The sequence below is a fragment of the Pseudomonas sp. AC239 genome (assembly GCF_979258545.1).
Map to the genome: position 1 here is coordinate 3335326 of NZ_OZ409864.1, position 16868 is coordinate 3352193.

Annotated in this window: 13 protein-coding genes and 2 tRNA genes; 4 read left to right on the top strand and 11 right to left on the bottom strand. The window is 60.5% G+C overall.

What is annotated here, in order from left to right; genetic code table 11:
* Positions 1-139: 139 nt before the first annotated feature.
* The 4 genes from ACZ0AZ_RS15150 to ACZ0AZ_RS15165 all read right to left on the bottom strand — a co-directional run bounded on the left by ACZ0AZ_RS15150 (position 140) and on the right by ACZ0AZ_RS15165 (position 4724).
* The gene (locus ACZ0AZ_RS15150; RefSeq protein WP_310406811.1) at positions 140-1435 is read right to left on the bottom strand and encodes a virulence factor family protein; all 1296 of its coding nucleotides are present in this window, start codon (positions 1433-1435) and stop codon (positions 140-142) included.
* Positions 1435-4074, bottom strand: coding sequence for a bifunctional lysylphosphatidylglycerol flippase/synthetase MprF (gene mprF / locus ACZ0AZ_RS15155; RefSeq protein ID WP_463537663.1), 2640 nt, complete (start codon positions 4072-4074; stop codon positions 1435-1437). The genes ACZ0AZ_RS15150 and mprF overlap by 1 nt, the downstream gene beginning before the upstream one ends.
* 279 nt (positions 4075-4353) lie before the next feature.
* A tRNA-Met gene (locus ACZ0AZ_RS15160) sits at positions 4354-4430 on the bottom strand.
* Positions 4431-4647: 217 nt separating this feature from the next.
* Positions 4648-4724: transfer RNA gene (locus ACZ0AZ_RS15165), tRNA-Met, on the bottom strand.
* A 279-nt stretch (positions 4725-5003) separates the two neighbouring features.
* On the opposite strand from ACZ0AZ_RS15165, the gene dinB reads away from it, so the two are divergent.
* Positions 5004-6065: a DNA polymerase IV gene (dinB, locus tag ACZ0AZ_RS15170; RefSeq protein WP_129998816.1), complete on the top strand. Its 1062-nt coding sequence runs from the start codon at positions 5004-5006 to the stop codon at positions 6063-6065.
* Between the two features lie 110 nt (positions 6066-6175).
* Here the strand turns inward: dinB and ACZ0AZ_RS15175 are convergent, their stop codons facing one another.
* The 4 genes from ACZ0AZ_RS15175 to ACZ0AZ_RS15190 all read right to left on the bottom strand — a co-directional run bounded on the left by ACZ0AZ_RS15175 (position 6176) and on the right by ACZ0AZ_RS15190 (position 10948).
* Positions 6176-7129: a hypothetical protein gene (locus ACZ0AZ_RS15175; protein WP_039762595.1), complete on the bottom strand. Its 954-nt coding sequence runs from the start codon at positions 7127-7129 to the stop codon at positions 6176-6178.
* Between the two features lie 17 nt (positions 7130-7146).
* A complete protein-coding gene (locus tag ACZ0AZ_RS15180; protein ID WP_463537664.1) occupies positions 7147-8862 on the bottom strand; it encodes a proline--tRNA ligase in 1716 nt (571 codons plus the stop codon).
* Positions 8863-8991: 129 nt separating this feature from the next.
* Complete coding sequence (locus tag ACZ0AZ_RS15185; protein ID WP_039762596.1) at positions 8992-10551, bottom strand: AmpG family muropeptide MFS transporter; 1560 nt, start codon at positions 10549-10551, stop codon at positions 8992-8994.
* 43 nt (positions 10552-10594) lie between these two features.
* A complete protein-coding gene (locus tag ACZ0AZ_RS15190; RefSeq protein ID WP_463537665.1) occupies positions 10595-10948 on the bottom strand; it encodes an MGMT family protein in 354 nt (117 codons plus the stop codon).
* A gap of 165 nt (positions 10949-11113) precedes the next feature.
* Between ACZ0AZ_RS15190 and ACZ0AZ_RS15195 the strand changes: the two genes are divergently transcribed.
* The gene (locus tag ACZ0AZ_RS15195; protein WP_129998819.1) at positions 11114-12121 is read left to right on the top strand and encodes a DUF481 domain-containing protein; all 1008 of its coding nucleotides are present in this window, start codon (positions 11114-11116) and stop codon (positions 12119-12121) included.
* A 117-nt stretch (positions 12122-12238) separates the two neighbouring features.
* Here the strand turns inward: ACZ0AZ_RS15195 and ACZ0AZ_RS15200 are convergent, their stop codons facing one another.
* Positions 12239-12448 carry a cold-shock protein gene (locus ACZ0AZ_RS15200; protein WP_002554837.1) on the bottom strand — a complete coding sequence of 70 codons (210 nt, stop codon included), beginning with the start codon at positions 12446-12448 and terminating at the stop codon, positions 12239-12241.
* Positions 12449-12803: 355 nt separating this feature from the next.
* On the opposite strand from ACZ0AZ_RS15200, the gene dcd reads away from it, so the two are divergent.
* Together dcd and ACZ0AZ_RS15210 are read left to right on the top strand one after the other, a co-directional pair.
* Complete coding sequence (gene dcd, locus ACZ0AZ_RS15205; protein WP_007940589.1) at positions 12804-13370, top strand: dCTP deaminase; 567 nt, start codon at positions 12804-12806, stop codon at positions 13368-13370.
* A gap of 107 nt (positions 13371-13477) precedes the next feature.
* A complete protein-coding gene (locus ACZ0AZ_RS15210) occupies positions 13478-13684 on the top strand; it encodes a hypothetical protein (RefSeq protein WP_039762600.1) in 207 nt (68 codons plus the stop codon).
* A 44-nt stretch (positions 13685-13728) separates the two neighbouring features.
* Here the strand turns inward: ACZ0AZ_RS15210 and pdeM are convergent, their stop codons facing one another.
* Positions 13729-14385, bottom strand: a complete 657-nt coding sequence (gene pdeM, locus ACZ0AZ_RS15215; protein WP_463571025.1) for a ligase-associated DNA damage response endonuclease PdeM — start codon at positions 14383-14385, stop codon at positions 13729-13731.
* Positions 14379-16868: a ligase-associated DNA damage response DEXH box helicase gene (locus ACZ0AZ_RS15220; RefSeq protein ID WP_463570791.1), complete on the bottom strand. Its 2490-nt coding sequence runs from the start codon at positions 16866-16868 to the stop codon at positions 14379-14381. The genes pdeM and ACZ0AZ_RS15220 overlap by 7 nt, the downstream gene beginning before the upstream one ends.

Below are 16868 nucleotides of genomic sequence, written 5' to 3' on the forward strand. Positions count from 1 at the left end.
GTCAGTCGGCGAATGTGTTAACTGACCTGCCGCTTTCGCGAGCAAGCTCGCTCCCACAGGAATTGATGCTGTTCTTGAAAAATGTAAAAAGCCCCCGTCATCGCGAGATGGCGGGGGCTTTTTGTGGGCGTGGCTCAGATCACTCTTCGGCGACCGAGTCCTTGCTCTGACGTTTCTGGATCAAGTCCACCAAGCGCTTGGCCAGCGCCGGGTAGTTCTCGTCGAAGTGATGGCCACCGGGCAGTTTCACCGGCTCACCCACTGCAGTCTTGTCGGTGCAGCCACTCTCATCGGTTTCTTCTTCACCGTAGATGCACACCACCTTGGCCGCTGGCAGCTTGGCCATTTCCGGCCCGGTGGCGGCTTCTTTGCCGGCGTTACCCAGCCAGCCTTCAACTTCGATTTCGAAGCTGCCGGTGCGGGCGAAGGCGAGCAGGATGATCGCGTCGACACGCTGTTGCTCGTTCTCCGGCAGGCGGTTGTAGATGGCTGGCAGGACGTCAGCACCGAACGAGTAACCGGTGAGGATGAAGCGTTTGGTGCCCCATTTCTGCCGGTAGTGCTGCATCAGTTCGGTGAGGTCGAGTGCGCTTTGCTCCGGGCTCTTGTGCTGCCAGTAGTAGCGCAGGGTGTCGATGCCGACCACCGGGTAGCCGATCTTGGCCATTTCCCCGGCCACGTCGCGGTCGAGGTCGCGCCAGCCGCCGTCGCCGGAGAGGAACAGCGTCACCGTGTCGTTGGCCTGACCCGCCGGCACTTCCACAACCGGGATCGCCAGGCCGCCGTTGGCCTTGTCGCCGCCGACGAGGATTTTGCGCAGTTCGTTGTTCAGCACTTGCGGCAGGTTGATGTCGTAGTCGCTGATGCTGGTTTCGGCGTTCGGCTGATCACGCACGAAGCCTGCGCTGGCATCGTCCGGGTTGTCGTTCCACGCCACCAGCCAGTGGCCGTGGGCGGCGGATTTCGGCAACAGGTGGGTGCAGCCGGGTTTTTCCAGAGCCAAGTCGACGGAGATGGCCTGGGCCTTATCGTCTTTCTGCTCCGCTAGCCAGCGCCACGCCAGCACAGCGCCTGGGCCGATGCCGCTGACCAGGGTGGCCGGGCCATTCAGTTCGCGCAGGCCTGATTGCAGGGCGCGGCTTTGCAGCAGGCAGTCCTTGGGCAGAATCACCTGGACGATCTGCGCCGAGGCGCTGCGGCTGAGGGTGGTCAGTTGTTTCTCGGAGAGCTTCTGTTCGTCGGTGACGGCCACCAGCACCTGAGCCTTCGGCTTGCTGCCCGGGATCACGCGCGTCATGGTCGTGCCGTCGGCCGGTTTGAGTTGTTCGACGGTCGGTTCCGGTGCCGGGCGTTTGAGGTACCAGTAACCGCCGCCGGCAATCACGGCCAGCACCAGCAGGGCGGCCAGGATGTACTTCAGGGAGCGTTGAATCATCAGCGTTTCACCAATCCAGTCAAGCCGCCCGCGATCAGGGCAGCAGTGTCGGCCAGCGCCACGAGCGGATCGAGTCCGGCGGGCACGGCCATATAACGGGGTTCCCAGTCAGGCTGGAACTTGTCTTTGAAACGGCGCAAGCCTTGGAAGTTGTACAGCTGCTCACCACGGCGGAAAACCATCGAGCCCAGGCGCTGGGTCAGCGGTGCGCCGCGCCGGGGTTGCAACCCCGACAATGGCACCATGCCCAGGCTGAAGCGCGCGTATCCGTGACTCTTATAGTGTTGAATCAGGCCGACCATCATGAATTCCATGGTCAGCTTCGGCGCTTCCGGGTGCGCGCGCATCAGATCGAGACTGGCCAGATCGTGGCTGTAGGTCTCGAGCAGATTGGCGAACGCCACCGGGCGGCCTTCGAAGCGAATCACCGCAATGCGGAAATGCTTCAGGTAATCGTCGCTGAAGCGGCCGAGGGAGAAACCTTTCTCGCGCACGTTCTTGCCGGTCAGCCAGGCATCGGAAATCACTTTCAGCTCATCCATCGGCGCCTGGCCCGGCTCATGGATTTCCAGCGACAGACCATCGCGGGTGCCGCGGTTCCAGGTGTAGCGCAGGTCCTTCATCTCCTTGCCCTTGGCTTCGAGATCAAAGCGCTGCAGATCGACCCGGGCCTCTTCGCCGAGCTTGATCGCCGTCAGGCCGATGTCCATGTAGTACGGCAGGTTCTCCGCGCGCACTTGATAGAACACGGGTCGCGTGTGATGGATGTCGCAGAGGTCGCGGAACTGCCAGATCATTTCCGCGCGCTGCTGGCTCGGCCCGATCGGGTCGTACAGCGCCACCAGACTGCGGCCACGGCGGGCGTACATCAGGAACGCCTCATCGTTGGGATGAAACAGCAACGCCTTGTCCCCGGTCAGCGCGAGGCCGCCGTCGGGTTGCGACGAGGCCATGAGGATTTTTGCCGCGCGGTCGAGTTCGTCCGGCGTCGGCAAATGAATCACCGGGCGCGCGGTGCGCAGCAGCCAGGTCAGCGAGATGATCACCAGCAACACCGCCGCACCGAGCAGCGAGCGCAGACCGCGCGGCGCGTCAGCGTCGAGGGTGAACTGCCACCACAGTTGATGGCTGTAGGGCACGTCCTGATAGGCGAACAGCAGCAACCAGGCCGAAGCGCCCAGCACGCATAGACTGGCGACCAGATACAGCGGCGAAAACGGCAGTTCGGTCAAACGGCTCGGGCGATAGAAGGAGCGGCGGAACACGCCGAGCAGCGCGGCCGTCAACGTCATCAACGTGGCTTCTTCCCAGTCGAAGCCTTTGAGCAGCGAGAGCAGGGCACCGACCAGCAGCAGAATGGTGGTCAGCATCCACGCCGCCGACAGACGCCGGCGCAGGCCTTGGGCGAGCAACAGGCACAGCACGCCAATCAGGCTGGCGCCGAAGTGCGAGGCGTCGACCAGGCGATGCGGGATCAGAAAACCGATGTGCTCCAGGCGCGTGTCGATCTCCGGGGTCGCGCCGGAAAACAGCAACACCACGCCCGACAGAAACACCAGCACCGCCAGAATCGGCGCGGCCAGACCGGACGCGGCGCGCATGGTCTGGGTCTGAAACAGGCGCTGGCCTTCGTTGATCAGCAGCAATACGCAAGCGACCAGCAGCGGCAGCACTACGTAGATCAGGCGATACAGCAGTAGGGCAGCGGCCAGCGGCGCGGCGCCAAGCTTGTCGGCAAACGCCGCGAGCAGAATCGCTTCGAACACGCCAACGCCGCCCGGTACATGGCTGAGTACACCGGCGGCCAGCGCCAGCAGATACACCAGCAGGAACGGCGCAAACGGCGGCGCTTCCGGCAGCAATAAATACAGAGCGGTGGCGGCAGCCGCGACATCGAGAGCGGTGATCACCAGTTGCAGCAATGTCAGGCGCCGACCCGGCAGGCGCAATGTGCGCCGACCGGCGCGGACCAGCAGATTGTCGGGGTAGGGCTGTTCCGGCAGACGACGGCGATAGATGCCGATTGCCAGCACAGCACCGACGATCAATACGGCAGCGGCGACAGAACCGAGCAAGACTTCGGACAATCCCAAGGCCTGCGAGGCGGCCGGCAGGTTACTCAAGGTCGCCAGCGCGGCCAGCGGCGGCAAGGCGCAGCCCAGCGAGAGGCTGGCGAACAAGGTCATGTGCGCGACTTCCGACGCACCGACGCCCAATCGCGCATATAAACGATAGCGAACCGAGCCACCGGAGAGCAGCGACAGGCCGATCGCATTGCCGATCGCAAAAGCGGTGAAGCCGCCGAGCGCGAGCATGCGCGGCGGCAGTTTTACACCGGCGTAGCGGCTGGCCGACCATTCATAGCCGAGCAGGATGATGAAACCGACCACCGTCGCGCCAATGGCGCCGAGCAGGGCCGGTTTCGGTACATCGAGAATCGAGTCATGCAGCGCATCGAGATCAAGCTCGGCGAGCAGATGGCGGCAGGCAATCAGGGCAATGGCAAACAGCAGCAACGTGACGGCCAGACCGATCGGCTGACGGTATTTGCTTAACCGATCCAGCCAGCGCAAACGCTCGGGTTTGATCGGTTGTTCTGCTGTAACGGTGTCTTGTGGATCAGACGAGTTGGCGCGCATCAATCACCTCTTGGATTGTGCGCGACAGGATGGAGGTATCCAGCCAAGTTACCAATCCCTGTAGAAAAAAATAATCACAAAATACTACGCCTCTCGTCGGGCATCGGCGAGGGCAGTTCCTGGATTGCAGAAGGTCTGTCTGCGACTCAAGCATAGTCGCAACTCAGCGTTTCCGATGATCCCCAGCGGTTCACTGCACAGTGACAGATCATTGTTGCGAAAGGACTTTTTCAACAGATACAAAAAAGGCCACTCTTTCGAGTAGCCTTTTTTGATGTTTGGTTGCGGGAGCCGGATTTGAACCGACGACCTTCGGGTTATGAGCCCGACGAGCTACCAGACTGCTCCATCCCGCGTCTGTGTGGCGGCATTCTACAGGCGAACGGCGAGGTGTCAACCGCTAATCCTGGAATGGGTCAAATAACTGCGAAATCGCGGCAAACGGTCGCAGGTAATGTGTAAGTTTCGGAAATGCAACGAATTGCCGTTTTGCTTGCGATTGAGCGGGGCGCTCATTTGCAAAACAGACGCGCACAAAAAAGGCCACTCTTTCGAGTAGCCTTTTCTGATGTTTGGTTGCGGGAGCCGGATTTGAACCGACGACCTTCGGGTTATGAGCCCGACGAGCTACCAGACTGCTCCATCCCGCGTCTGTGTGGCGGCATTCTACAGAGGTTCGCGCGTGTGTCAACCGTCGATCTGGATAAATCTGTTGAGGTTCAAGTGCTTAGCGTATGTTAGCGGCGGTTGGCCGGCGCACAGGGCAGGTGGCGCAAGGCTTTCAGCTCTATTGCATCTTGATTTGTGATTGAAAAAATAAATTCAGCGGAAATCTCCTACGGTCGGAAAAGAACATTCAACCACTGGTGCTATATACAGGTGTGAGTGAGATACTGCCGCTCCGGCTTGCCACGTTGTCTTTTTCCGACATGACCCAGCGAAAAATCATCCACATTGACTGTGACTGTTTCTACGCCGCCATCGAGATGCGCGATGATCCTCGTTTGGCCGGCAAGCCGTTAGCGGTGGGTGGTTCGGCGGATCGACGCGGGGTGATCGCCACCTGCAACTATGAAGCTCGCGCCTATGGTGTTCGCTCGGCGATGGCCTCCGGGCATGCGTTGAAGCTGTGCCCGGACCTGACCATCGTCAAGCCGCGCATGGAGGCTTATCGCGAAGCGTCGAAGGAAATTCATACGATCTTTGCCGACTACACCGACCTGATCGAGCCGCTTTCGCTGGACGAGGCCTACCTCGACGTCTCCGACAGCGCGCATTTCGGCGGCAGCGCCACGCGCATCGCCCAGGACATTCGCCGCCGCGTCTCCAATCAACTGCACATCACCGTTTCCGCAGGCGTCGCGCCAAACAAGTTTCTGGCGAAGATCGCCAGCGACTGGAAAAAACCCAACGGTTTATTCGTGATCACCCCGAATCAGGTCGAGGATTTCGTCAGCGGTCTGCCGGTGAGCAAGCTGCACGGCGTCGGCAAGGTTACCGCCGACAAGCTCGGCAAGCTTGGCATCGTTGACTGTCAGCACCTGCGCGAGTGGGGGAGGCTGGCGTTGGTGCGCGAATTTGGCAGTTTCGGCGAGCGCTTGTGGAATCTGGCCCGTGGGATCGATGACCGTCTGGTGCACAACGACAGTCGGCGTCAGTCGATCAGTGTGGAAAACACCTACGATGTTGATCTTCCGGATTTGCGCGCCTGCCTCGACAAATTGCCCGAGCTGCTCGATACCTTGCAAACCCGCATGTCGCGGATCGACAGCAGTTATCGACCGGGCAAGCCGTTCGTCAAAGTCAAATTTCATGATTTCACCCAGACCACACTGGAACAGGCCGGGGCAGGGCGCGATTTGGGCAGTTATCAATTATTGCTGACGCAGGCGTTCAATCGCGGCGGCAAACCGGTGCGGTTGTTGGGCGTGGGGGTGAGGCTGGAGGATTTGCGCGGCGGGTTTGAGCAGATGGAGTTGTTTGAGCGGTAGATTCGCGGCGCCTGGCAGGGCGTCTTCGCGAGCAGGCTCGCTCCCACATTGGATCTGCGTCGTTCACAAATCCCTTGTGGGAGCGAGCCTGCTCGCGAAGTTTCTAAGCTTTAATTCGGTCCCGGATCAGCCACTAAACGCCCGGCATCCTTGGTCAACGCCTTGAGAAACTCAGCCTGCAATTCAGGATCATTGCGGGTCAGTTCGATCAGGCTCTGTTCCAGTTCGCTGGCTTCTTCTTCCAGGCCCAGCTCCGACAGGCGTTTGACCCGGTGAACCCACTGGCTCACTTCGTCATCTTCCAGGTCGTCATAAATCAGCCCGTGCGCCTCAATCAACTTGCCGCGCAGGTGGCCGCTGAGCATCAGCGTCGAGTCGGTATGCACATCGTCCTTGGCGTCTTCGACACTGATCTGCAAGCGGCCGATATGGTTGAGGTCATGTTCGGCAAACGGACTGTCGAGCAGGTTCAAGCGCAACACGCCGTTGCGGTCGGTGGTCATGTCGAATGTTTGCTTGCCGGCCTTGACCTGCACCGGCCGCTCGCTCCATGGCAGGCTCGAATACTCCGTGCGCTTGTCGCGCTGGACTTCATCGATGCCGGCGAGGTTCTGCTGTGCGCGACCGTTGGACTGCACGTTCATGAACGGGTTGAGCCCGGCGAAACCGTAGCTCAGCCAATCCCGGGTGACGCTGTCCGGCAGATTGCCGAGTGCGAACACGTTGACCACGTTCGCACCGACACCACCGACCACGGCCACCGCGCCCAGCGGAATCTCATAGACTTCGCGCCAGGGTTGATAAGGCGTGTAGCGGTCGTAACGGCGGGTGACCTCGAACTCGGTGACTTCGAAAGTCTTCTGCTCGTTGATCTTCACGCGTCGTTGCGGCAGCTCGAGCACTTTCGGCTCGCCTACATCGATCTGCAGGCTGTGGTTGAGCAACTTTCGCTCGACCCGCTCTTCGTGCTCGCTGCGTTGCGACATGTGATTGGCGCAGCCGCTGACCAGCAGGGCGCCGCACAGGGCGGCGCCACCGAGGCCTAAGGTGTTTCGCTTGAACATGACGTCTCTATCTGGTTTCAGCGGCGGATTCGGGCCTGAAGGAAGGACACAACATCGGCCACCGGCAGCGCTTGCGCCTCTGCTTCGGAACGACTCTTGTATTCCAGGTTGCCTTCGGCGAGGCCGCGGTCGCTGACCACGATCCGGTGTGGAATGCCGATCAGCTCCATGTCCGCGAACTTGATGCCCGGGCTGGTTTTCTTGTCGCGATCGTCCAGCAGCACTTCGAAGCCGGCCGCCGTCAATTCGGCATACAGCTTGTCGGTGGCTTCGCGCACCTGCTCGGTTTCATAGCGCAGCGGTACCAGCGCGATCTGGAATGGCGCCAGGGTGTCGCTCCAGATGATGCCGTTGGCGTCGTTGTTCTGCTCGATGGCAGCAGCCACCACGCGCGATACGCCAATGCCGTAGCAACCCATTTCCAGAGTCACCGGCTTGCCGTTCTCGCCCAGCACTTCGCACTTCATCGCCTTGCTGTACTTGTTGCCCAGCTGGAAGATGTGGCCGACTTCGATGCCGCGCTTGATTTCCAGTGTGCCTTTGCCGTCCGGGCTTGGGTCGCCGGCGACGACGTTGCGCAGGTCGGCAACGGTCGGAACCGGCAGATCACGCTCCCAGTTCACGCCGAAGTAGTGCTTGTCATCGATGTTCGCGCCGATGCCGAAGTCGCTCATCATCGCCACCGAGCGGTCGATGATGATCGGCAGTGGCAGGTTCAGCGGGCCGAGCGAGCCGGCGCCGGCGCCAATCGCGTCACGCAGTTCGGCATCGGACGCCATGACCAGCGGGCTGGCCACGCCAGGCTGGTTGGCAGCCTTGATTTCGTTCAGTTCGTGGTCGCCACGAATCACCAGCGCGATCAGCTTGCCTTCTTCTTCGGCGTGGACGATCAGGGTCTTGATGGTCTTTTCAATCGGCAGATTGAATTTTTCCACCAGCGCCGCGATGGTCTTGGTGTCCGGCGTGTCGACCAGACGCAGTTCTTCGGTTGGCGCAGGGCGTGAGGTTTCCCGTGGCACCGCTTCGGCTTTTTCGATGTTAGCCGCGTAGTCGGAACCGTTGCTGAAGACGATATCGTCTTCGCCGGACTCGGCCAGCACGTGGAATTCGTGGGAGCCGGCACCACCGATCGAACCGTTGTCAGCTTCCACCGGGCGGAATTTCAGGCCCAGACGCGTGAAGATGTTGCAGTAGGCTTCATGCATGCGGTCATAAGTGATCTGCAGCGACGCCTGATCAGCATGGAAGGAGTAGGCGTCCTTCATGATGAATTCGCGGCCGCGCATCAAACCGAAGCGCGGGCGGATTTCGTCGCGGAATTTGGTCTGGATCTGGTACAGGTTGATTGGCAGCTGTTTGTAGCTGCTCAACTCGTTGCGCATCAGATCGGTGATCACTTCTTCGTGGGTCGGGCCCGCGCAGAAATCACGACCGTGGCGGTCTTTGATGCGCAGCAGCTCAGGGCCGTATTCGTCCCAGCGCCCCGATTCCTGCCACAGCTCGGCCGGTTGGGTGCTCGGCATCAACACTTCCAGAGAACCGGCAGCGTTCATCTCTTCGCGAACGATGGCTTCGACCTTGCGCATGACTCGCAGGCCCATCGGCAGCCAGGTGTAGAGGCCCGAGGCAAGCTTGCGGATCATGCCGGCGCGCAGCATCAGCTGGTGGCTGATCACGACCGCGTCGGAAGGCGTTTCTTTCTGTGTGGCGAGCAAAAATTGACTGGTGCGCATGGTTGGCCGTTGTCGGTTGCTATGACTGGAAATGACGCAGCAGTGTACCGGCGAGTTTTGCTGACGTACAGAAGTGTGGCCGGCGGAAGGCGCCAGCGGCGGGATTCCTCCCGCCATTGGCGAAGCGTCCTACGATTCTTCGGTGGCCGGCGTCGGTGCAGGCTCGGGCGTCGGTGTTTGTCCTTCGCGGCGGCGTTCCTGGAACCAGTGCAGCGCGATCAGTAGCAGCGTCGGCACGCCGAGCAGCGCGGTGATGAGGAAGAAGCTGTGATAGCCGAACTTCTCGACCAGCACGCCGGAATAGCCGCCCATCAAGCGCGGCAGCAACAGCATGATCGAGCTGAGCAGGGCATATTGCGTTGCGGAAAACTTCAGGTTGGTCAGGCTCGACAGGTAGGCAACGAACGCCGACGTCGCCAGGCCCGAGCTGAAGTTATCGAGGGAAATGGTCACCACCAGCATTTGCAGGTTCGGGCCCATGTCCGCGAGCATGACGAACAGCAGGTTGGTCGCCGCCGAAGCCACGCCACCGATAAACAGGATCGGCAGAATGCCGAAACGCACGATCAACAGCCCGCCCATGCCAGCGCCGACGAGGGTCATGATCAGGCCGAAGATCTTGCTGACACTGGCGATCTGATCCTTGGTGAAACCCTGGTCGATATAGAACACGTTGGCCATCACGCCCATGACTGTGTCCGACATCCGATAGGTGGCGATCAGGCCCAGCAGCAACAGCGCCTGCCAGCGATAGCGCAGGATGAAGTCATTGACTGGCGTCAGCACCGGTGCCAGTCCGCGCCGGCCCATGGCCGACAGACACATCCCGGTGAGCAGGGTATAGAGAATGGCGCGCAGGAAAGCACGGTCTTCGAGCAGCAGATCGAGCGGGCTCATGTCACCGAACAGCACGCCGGCAAAATCGGTGTTGTACAACTGGGTAAACATCGCTGGTACCGACACCAGCAATATGATCAGCACGAACACCGACATCAATTGATGCATGAACGTATAGCGCCCGGCCTGCAACTGCGTGCGCAGTGGCACGGGCGGCTCACGCATGAACAGCGTGGTCAGCAATGCGGGGACCATCAATGCGCCGAACAGCACATAGGTACCGGTCCATGCTGCGTGCTTATAGTTGAAGCCGGTGGAGCCGAAACCTTCGGCAAAGAACAGCGCGCCGGCAGTGGCAAGCAGGGCGGCGACGCGGTAACCGGACATGTAGCTGGCGGCGAGGGCGGCCTGGCGGCTGTCATCGGCGATTTCCAGGCGATAGGCATCGACCGCGATATCTTGCGTAGCAGAGGCAAAAGCGACGACGACGGCAATGGCGATCAGCCAGGACAAATGCTTCTGCGGATCACAGAAACCCATGCCGATCAGGCCGAGAATCACCAGTGCCTGGGAGAGCACCAGCCAGGAACGGCGGCGGCCGAGCTTGCCCAGCAAAGGCAGGCGCCATTGGTCGAGCAGGGGCGACCAGACCCATTTGAACGCATACGCCAGGCCGATCAGGCTGGCATAGCCGATGGTTTCACGGGCCACGCCCGCTTCGCGCAGCCATACGGAGAGCGTCGAGAACACCAGCATGTACGGCAGGCCGGCGGCAAAACCGAGCAACAACAGCACGAGCGTCGAAGGACTGGCATAGGCGGCGAGCGCGGCGCGCCAGGTTTTACGGGGCATGGGCTGAAGTCTGCCTCAAAATTGCGAAAACAAAGCGCGCACTCTAACCGCTGTGCTCTACCGGACGCCAGCCATGGCGCCGAATATCCACACGATTGTTCTGGACGGTGATGCCTTCCATGCGCAATCGCGCACGTTGTTCATCACCGGAGGGGCTGCCGACCGGCAGACTGATGCGTCCGCCGGCGCCGAGTACGCGGTGCCAAGGCAGCTTGGTGTCGCCGGGCAACTGACTCAAAGTCCGTCCGACCCAGCGCGCGGCGCGGCCCAGTCCGGCGAGTTCGGCCAACTGTCCATAACTGACAACTTTGCCTTCGGGCACTAGAGCGAGCGTCGAGTAGAGTGCCGTGCGTCGGATTTGCGCATCGTTTTCGACGCTGTCGAGCGGGTCTTTCACGTACGCGGCTCCTGAGCATTGGCGTGACGATGGCGACAAGGGTAAACGCTCGCGGTCCAGTTGAGAAATGAACTCAATTGAAATAGTCCGGTCAGTCCTTGTCATGGGCAAAATCCTACGGATAATGCCGACCTTTTTCGCCAACTCTGAGCCCCCGATCTGCTTATGTTTCCCAGAACCCTGTTGTGCCTTGCTGTTTTCAGCGCGTCCACGCCCCTGCTTGCCGACACCGTCTGGTTGAAAAACGGCGACAAGCTGAGCGGCACCATCACGGTATTCGACGGCGGCAAGCTGTTGATCCAGACCAAATACGCCGGTGCGGTGGCGATTGACTGGAAAGAGGTCAAGACCCTCGACAGCGATCAGCATCTGTTGGTGAAACAGGATGCCTATGCCGGCGAAGTGTCGAAGTCACTGACGGCGGCCGACGATGGCAAGGTCACCCTGGCCAACGGCGAGGCGCCAAAGACGGTCGAGCTGGCGAGCATTCAGCAGATTCTCAAGCCCAAGCCGATCGTCACCGACCTGGTGTGGAAGGGCAATGTCGATCTGGCCCTGGATTACCAGCGCGCCGAAAAGGACACCGACGATTACGACGTTGCGTTCAAGACGTCGGCGCGGCATGGTCGCTGGCGGCATACCGCCGAGGGTGAATACAACCGCGAAGTGCAGGATGCGGAAACCACCACCAACAACTGGCGCGCCGAATATTCCCTCGACCGCTTCCTCACCGATCAGTGGTTCTGGCAGGGCCGTCTGAACTACAAGCGTGATCACATTGAAGAGCTGGCGCGCCAGCGTGTCGTTGGTACCGGTCCGGGTTACCAGTTCTGGGACGACGAGCTCGGCGCGTTCTCGCTGGGTTCGTTGCTCAACCGCACCGACTACGAATATCGCGATGGCAGCAAGGACAACTTCTATTCCGTCGCGATGAAGTGGGACTACAACCGCTACCTGATCGGCAAGAAGGTCGAATTCTTCACCAATGGCGAAGTCGGCAAGCCGCTTTCGGGGGTTGCTGATTACGCGCTGGATGCCGAGCTGGGCCTGCGCTACAAGGTCACCGACTGGGCATCGCTCAACCTCAAGGCCGAGCGCGACATCATCAGCGGCACCAACGATGCGGATCTGAACAAGACCCGTTATACCGCTGGGTTTGGTGTGGCCTGGTAAAGGCACAAACAAAAAATCGCAGCCTTTCGGGTTGCGATTTTTTTTGCCTGAAAAAACAGGCGCCCACAAAAAAGCCCCGCTTTTAAGGGCGGGGCTCTTTTCTAAAGAAGCTACAAGTTAGATAACTTGTACTTCTTCAGCTTGCATGCCTTTCTGACCGCGGGTAGCGATGAAAGAAACCTGTTGGCCTTCTTTCAGGCTTTTGAAGCCGTCGGATTGGATAGCTTTGAAGTGAACGAACAGGTCGTCACCGGATTGTGGAGTGATGAAGCCGAAGCCTTTTTCATCGTTGAACCACTTAACGGTACCGGTTTGGCGATTAGACATGGTGTAACTCCTTGAACAAAGATAACTGCGACTCAGGAAGAACCCTGGCCGAGACTGAGTGCAAAGAGCAGGAAAAATTCTTGTAGATGGTTGGATCGAAATTCAACATATCGTGTAGAGATTCTCAGTGACACAAGCAACACAGTGACGCCACCTTAACCCTTTTTCCGGAACGTGCCAATGTTTCTTGCAAAGGATTCTGTGTTTTAGGGATCGGCGGTGCGACGGTTCGTCGCCACATCGCGTAAATACGGGGTGTTCGCCGAGAATTGCGTTGCGCACTTTGAACGAGACGACGCGCCCGGTAAGATGCCGGACAGAATTTTTCCACCTCGCTATTCAGGACAAACCCGCCATGAGCATCAAATCGGACAAGTGGATTCGCCGCATGGCGCAGGAACACGGCATGATCGAACCGTTCGTCGAGCGCCAGATGCGCGGCAGCGACGACAGCCGGGTGATTTCCTACGGCGTGTCGAGCTACGGCTACGACGTGCGTTGCACCAACCACTTCAAGGTGTTCACCAACATCAACTCGGCCATCGTCGACCCGAAGAACTTCGACGCCGGCAGCTTCGTCGACATCCACAGCGACGTTTGCATCATTCCGCCGAACTCCTTCGCCCTGGCCAGCACCGTCGAGTACTTCCGCATTCCGCGCAACGTGCTGACCATCTGCCTGGGTAAAAGCACCTACGCGCGCTGCGGCATCATCGTCAACGTCACTCCGCTCGAGCCTGAGTGGGAAGGCCACGTGACGCTGGAGTTCTCCAACACCACCAACCTGCCGGCGAAAATCTACGCCAACGAAGGTGTGGCGCAGATGCTCTTCCTCGAATCCGATGAAGAGTGTGAAGTTTCCTACAAGGATCGTGGCGGCAAATATCAGGGCCAGCGTGGCGTAACCTTGCCGCGTACCTGATCGACCATCCGACGGATGTCGGGAATTCTTTGGCGGGCAGACACTCTATGGGGTGTACTGCCCGTTTTTGTTACACACGAATTCGGGCCTTCACTGAGGAGTGCCCTATGAAGATCGACCCGCGAATCAGCGCTGAACTGGCAAGGCTTGAGCCCAATCAGATAGGCGTTCTGGCCTGGTCGCTATTGGCGAATCCGTCTTTGAGCCTGTCCGGCGTGCCCGGCCAGCCCGATCCCGATACTCCCAACGAACAACCGACCGAACCAGGCGAGCCTACGCTGCCGGACGAACCGCCTCCGGCGCCTGTCGCCTGATCCATTGACATGAATATGGCCCGTCAGTCTGATCGATTTGCGATCTAGCTGACGGGCCATATTTCGTTGTCGCCGATCACGAAGACCTTGCAGCTATCGTCGCGCTCGACCTCATAGCCGCCGGTAAACGCACCGAAGGCCGGCATCAGGCTGATGCGCTCCCCCAACCTGAAGCAGACCAGGCGCAAGCTCTGCCGACCTCTTCCGTGCAATCGATAAACCGGATGCACGTGGCCCGCGAGCACGTGCCGCTCGGGGTGCGCATCGGGCTCATGCTGCAGGGCGAATGGCCCGAGCAATAGCGGCTCGGGCACCACGCGGATATTCAACGAGGCCGGTGGGTCACCTGCGCGTTTATCGTGGTTGCCGCGAATCAGCGTCATCGGCAGATCCGCGTGCCGTGCTCGCCACTCTGCCAGCGCATTGAGTGTGGTTGGGACATGTGAGCCAGGCCCATGCAGGAAATCGCCCAGGAAGATCAACTGGCGACACGGCAACCGCGCCAGCAACGCGTCAATCGCCTCGATGTTGCTCGCGGTCGTGCCATGTGGCACTGGCTGGCCGAGGCTGCGATAGGCCGCCGCTTTGCCGAAATGCACGTCGGCTATCAGCAGTGCCTCCTGCGCTGGCCAGTAAAGAGCTTTCTCCGGCAGTAACCACAACTCTTCGCCGGCCAAGCGCACCGGGTACGCGCTCACGATGATTTACCGTGGTCAGCGGTTTTTTCCAGGTCACCGACCATTCTTCTGATCCTGTCAGCCAGTTTTTCCGAACTCATGCTTTCGCGCATCCGCTCCACCAGCAGCGGAAAGCCTAGTGGTGTAGGACGTTTAACCTGATGCACGTCCAGTTTCATTTGATTGATGCGCTCCAATGTCTGTTCCAAACGGCGAATATCCAGTTCTTCGCGAAGGACCTCTTCCCCGGCCTGGGCCAGCAGCAGGTTGTCGGCGTCGTATTGTTTGAATACCTGGAAAAACAAGCCACTCGACGCCTGCACCTGGCGGGTACTCTTCGGTGCGCCCGGATACCCGGCGAACACCAGCCCGGCGATGCGCGCAATTTCGCGGAAGCGGCGCAACGCCAGTTCACCGGCATTGAGGCTGGCCAGCACGTCCAGCAACAGGTCATCGGCGTTGAACAGGTGCGCGTCGAGATGCGCGGCCCAATCCACCGGCGTGGCGCTGAGCAATTCCAGGCCGTAATCGTTGACCGCGATCGAGAAGGTCACCGGTTGGCGCTGACTGACGCGCCATGCCAGTAAGCTCGCCAGTCCCAGATGCACCTGACGCCCGGCGAACGGATAAAGGAAAAGATGCCAGCCTTCGCGGGATTTCAGCACTTCGGCGAGCAGATTCTCGCTGGTGGGCAAGCCGGACCAGCGTATCTGCGTCTCCAGCAGCGGCCGCAACGCGTGCATTTCCGGGCCGTTGAATTGCCCCTGAGCAGCGGCGCTGAAGCGCGCCACCACCGCTTCGGCCAATTCGTTGGATAACGGCATGCGTCCGCCATTCCAACGTGGCACAGCGGCTTTTTTTGCGGTGCTGCGTTTGACGTAGGCGGTCATGTTTTCCACCCGCACCAGCTCGAGCAAGCGGCCGGCGAAGAGGAAACCGTCGCCAGGTTTCAGTCGCGCGATAAAGCCCTCCTCGACGCTGCCCAGTTGTTTGCCACCGCCGCCCTTGCTCCAGAATTTCAGGTTGATGCTCGCGTCGCTGACAATGGTGCCGATGCTCATGCGATGGCGCCGCGCCAGTCGCGCATCCGGCACACGCCAGACGCCGTGTTCGTCCGGTTCGACCCGGCGGTAATCCGGATAAGCTGTAAGAGACATCCCGCCATGGCGTACGAACGCCAGCGCCCAGGCCCAGTCCGCCGCTGTCAGGTCACGATAAGCCCAGGCACCGCGGACTTCTTCGTACAAGTCTTCAGGAATAAAGCCACCGCCGAGGGCCATGCTGACCAAATGCTGGACCAGTACATCCAGCGGCTTGTGCGGTGACAGGCGCGGCTCGATGCGCCGTTGCTCGACGGCGTCGCGTGCGGCGACCGCCTCGATCAGTTCCAGGCTGTGGGTCGGCACCAGCGTTACCCGCGAGGTGCGCCCCGGCGCGTGGCCGGAACGCCCGGCACGTTGCATCAACCGCGCTACGCCTTTCGCCGAGCCGATCTGCAGCACGCGCTCGACCGGCAAGAAATCCACGCCCAAGTCCAGGCTTGAGGTACACACCACCGCTTTCAGTTGACCATTCTTCAATGCCTGCTCGACCCAGTCGCGGGTGTCGCGTGACAGTGAGCTGTGGTGCAACGCAATCAGCCCGGCCCAGTCCGGCCGCGCTTCCAGCAGTGCCTGATACCAGATTTCCGATTGCGCGCGAGTGTTGGTAAACACCAGGCTGCTGGCGCAGTCATCGAGTTCGGCCACCACTTGCGGCAGCATCTTCAGACCGATGTGGCCGGCCCAGGGAAAACGCTCGATGGCCGGTGGGAGCAGGGTGTCGACCTTCAGCGTTTTTTCGCTTTGCCCCTGAACGCTGACGCCGCCGCCCTGTGGGATCAGCACTTGCTCTGCGTGGGATTGATTACCGAGGGTGGCGGACACGCCCCAAACGATCAGTTCCGGCTGCCAATGACGCAGCCGGGCGAGGGCCAGTTGCAGTTGCACGCCGCGTTTGTTGCCGAGCAACTCGTGCCATTCATCGACGACGATCATGCGCAGGCTCGACAGCGCCGTGCGCGCATCGGCGCGGGCCAGGAGCAGGGTCAGGCTTTCCGGGGTGGTGATCAGCGTTGTCGGCAAGCGCCGCCCCTGACGGGCGCGTTCGCTACTGCTGGTGTCGCCGGTGCGCAGGCCGATGGTCCATGGAATCTGCAAATCATCGACCGGGCTTTGCAGTGCGCGGGCAGTGTCGGCGGCGAGGGCGCGCATCGGCGTAATCCACAGCACTGTCAGCGGTTCGGCCGGCGGTTTGCGTTTGCTCGGTGTAGCCACGGGCGGATGCAGGCGGGCGAAGCGGTTGAGAGCAGCAAACCACACCGCGTAGGTTTTGCCGGCGCCGGTGCTGGCGTGGAGCAATCCGGATTCGCCGCTTTTCACCGCCGCCCACACCTGTTTCTGAAAGGCAAACGGCTTCCAGTCGCGAGCGCTGAACCAGGTTTTTGCAAAGTCGGGGGATTTCGCCAT

Excerpts from the sequence above, each read along its gene's own strand:
- mprF (WP_463537663.1), bottom strand. The coding sequence starts at position 4,074 with ATGCGCGCCAACTCGTCTGATCCACAAGACACCGTTACAGCAGAACAA.
- ACZ0AZ_RS15175 (WP_039762595.1), bottom strand. The coding sequence starts at position 7,129 with ATGTTCAAGCGAAACACCTTAGGCCTCGGTGGCGCCGCCCTGTGCGGC.
- ACZ0AZ_RS15195 (WP_129998819.1), top strand. The coding sequence starts at position 11,114 with ATGTTTCCCAGAACCCTGTTGTGCCTTGCTGTTTTCAGCGCGTCCACG.
- ACZ0AZ_RS15200 (WP_002554837.1), bottom strand. The coding sequence starts at position 12,448 with ATGTCTAATCGCCAAACCGGTACCGTTAAGTGGTTCAACGATGAAAAA.
- ACZ0AZ_RS15180 (WP_463537664.1), bottom strand. The coding sequence starts at position 8,862 with ATGCGCACCAGTCAATTTTTGCTCGCCACACAGAAAGAAACGCCTTCC.
- ACZ0AZ_RS15150 (WP_310406811.1), bottom strand. The coding sequence starts at position 1,435 with ATGATTCAACGCTCCCTGAAGTACATCCTGGCCGCCCTGCTGGTGCTG.
- dinB (WP_129998816.1), top strand. The coding sequence starts at position 5,004 with ATGACCCAGCGAAAAATCATCCACATTGACTGTGACTGTTTCTACGCC.
- ACZ0AZ_RS15185 (WP_039762596.1), bottom strand. The coding sequence starts at position 10,551 with ATGCCCCGTAAAACCTGGCGCGCCGCGCTCGCCGCCTATGCCAGTCCT.
- dcd (WP_007940589.1), top strand. The coding sequence starts at position 12,804 with ATGAGCATCAAATCGGACAAGTGGATTCGCCGCATGGCGCAGGAACAC.
- ACZ0AZ_RS15210 (WP_039762600.1), top strand. The coding sequence starts at position 13,478 with ATGAAGATCGACCCGCGAATCAGCGCTGAACTGGCAAGGCTTGAGCCC.
- ACZ0AZ_RS15220 (WP_463570791.1), bottom strand. The coding sequence starts at position 16,868 with ATGGCGAAATCCCCCGACTTTGCAAAAACCTGGTTCAGCGCTCGCGAC.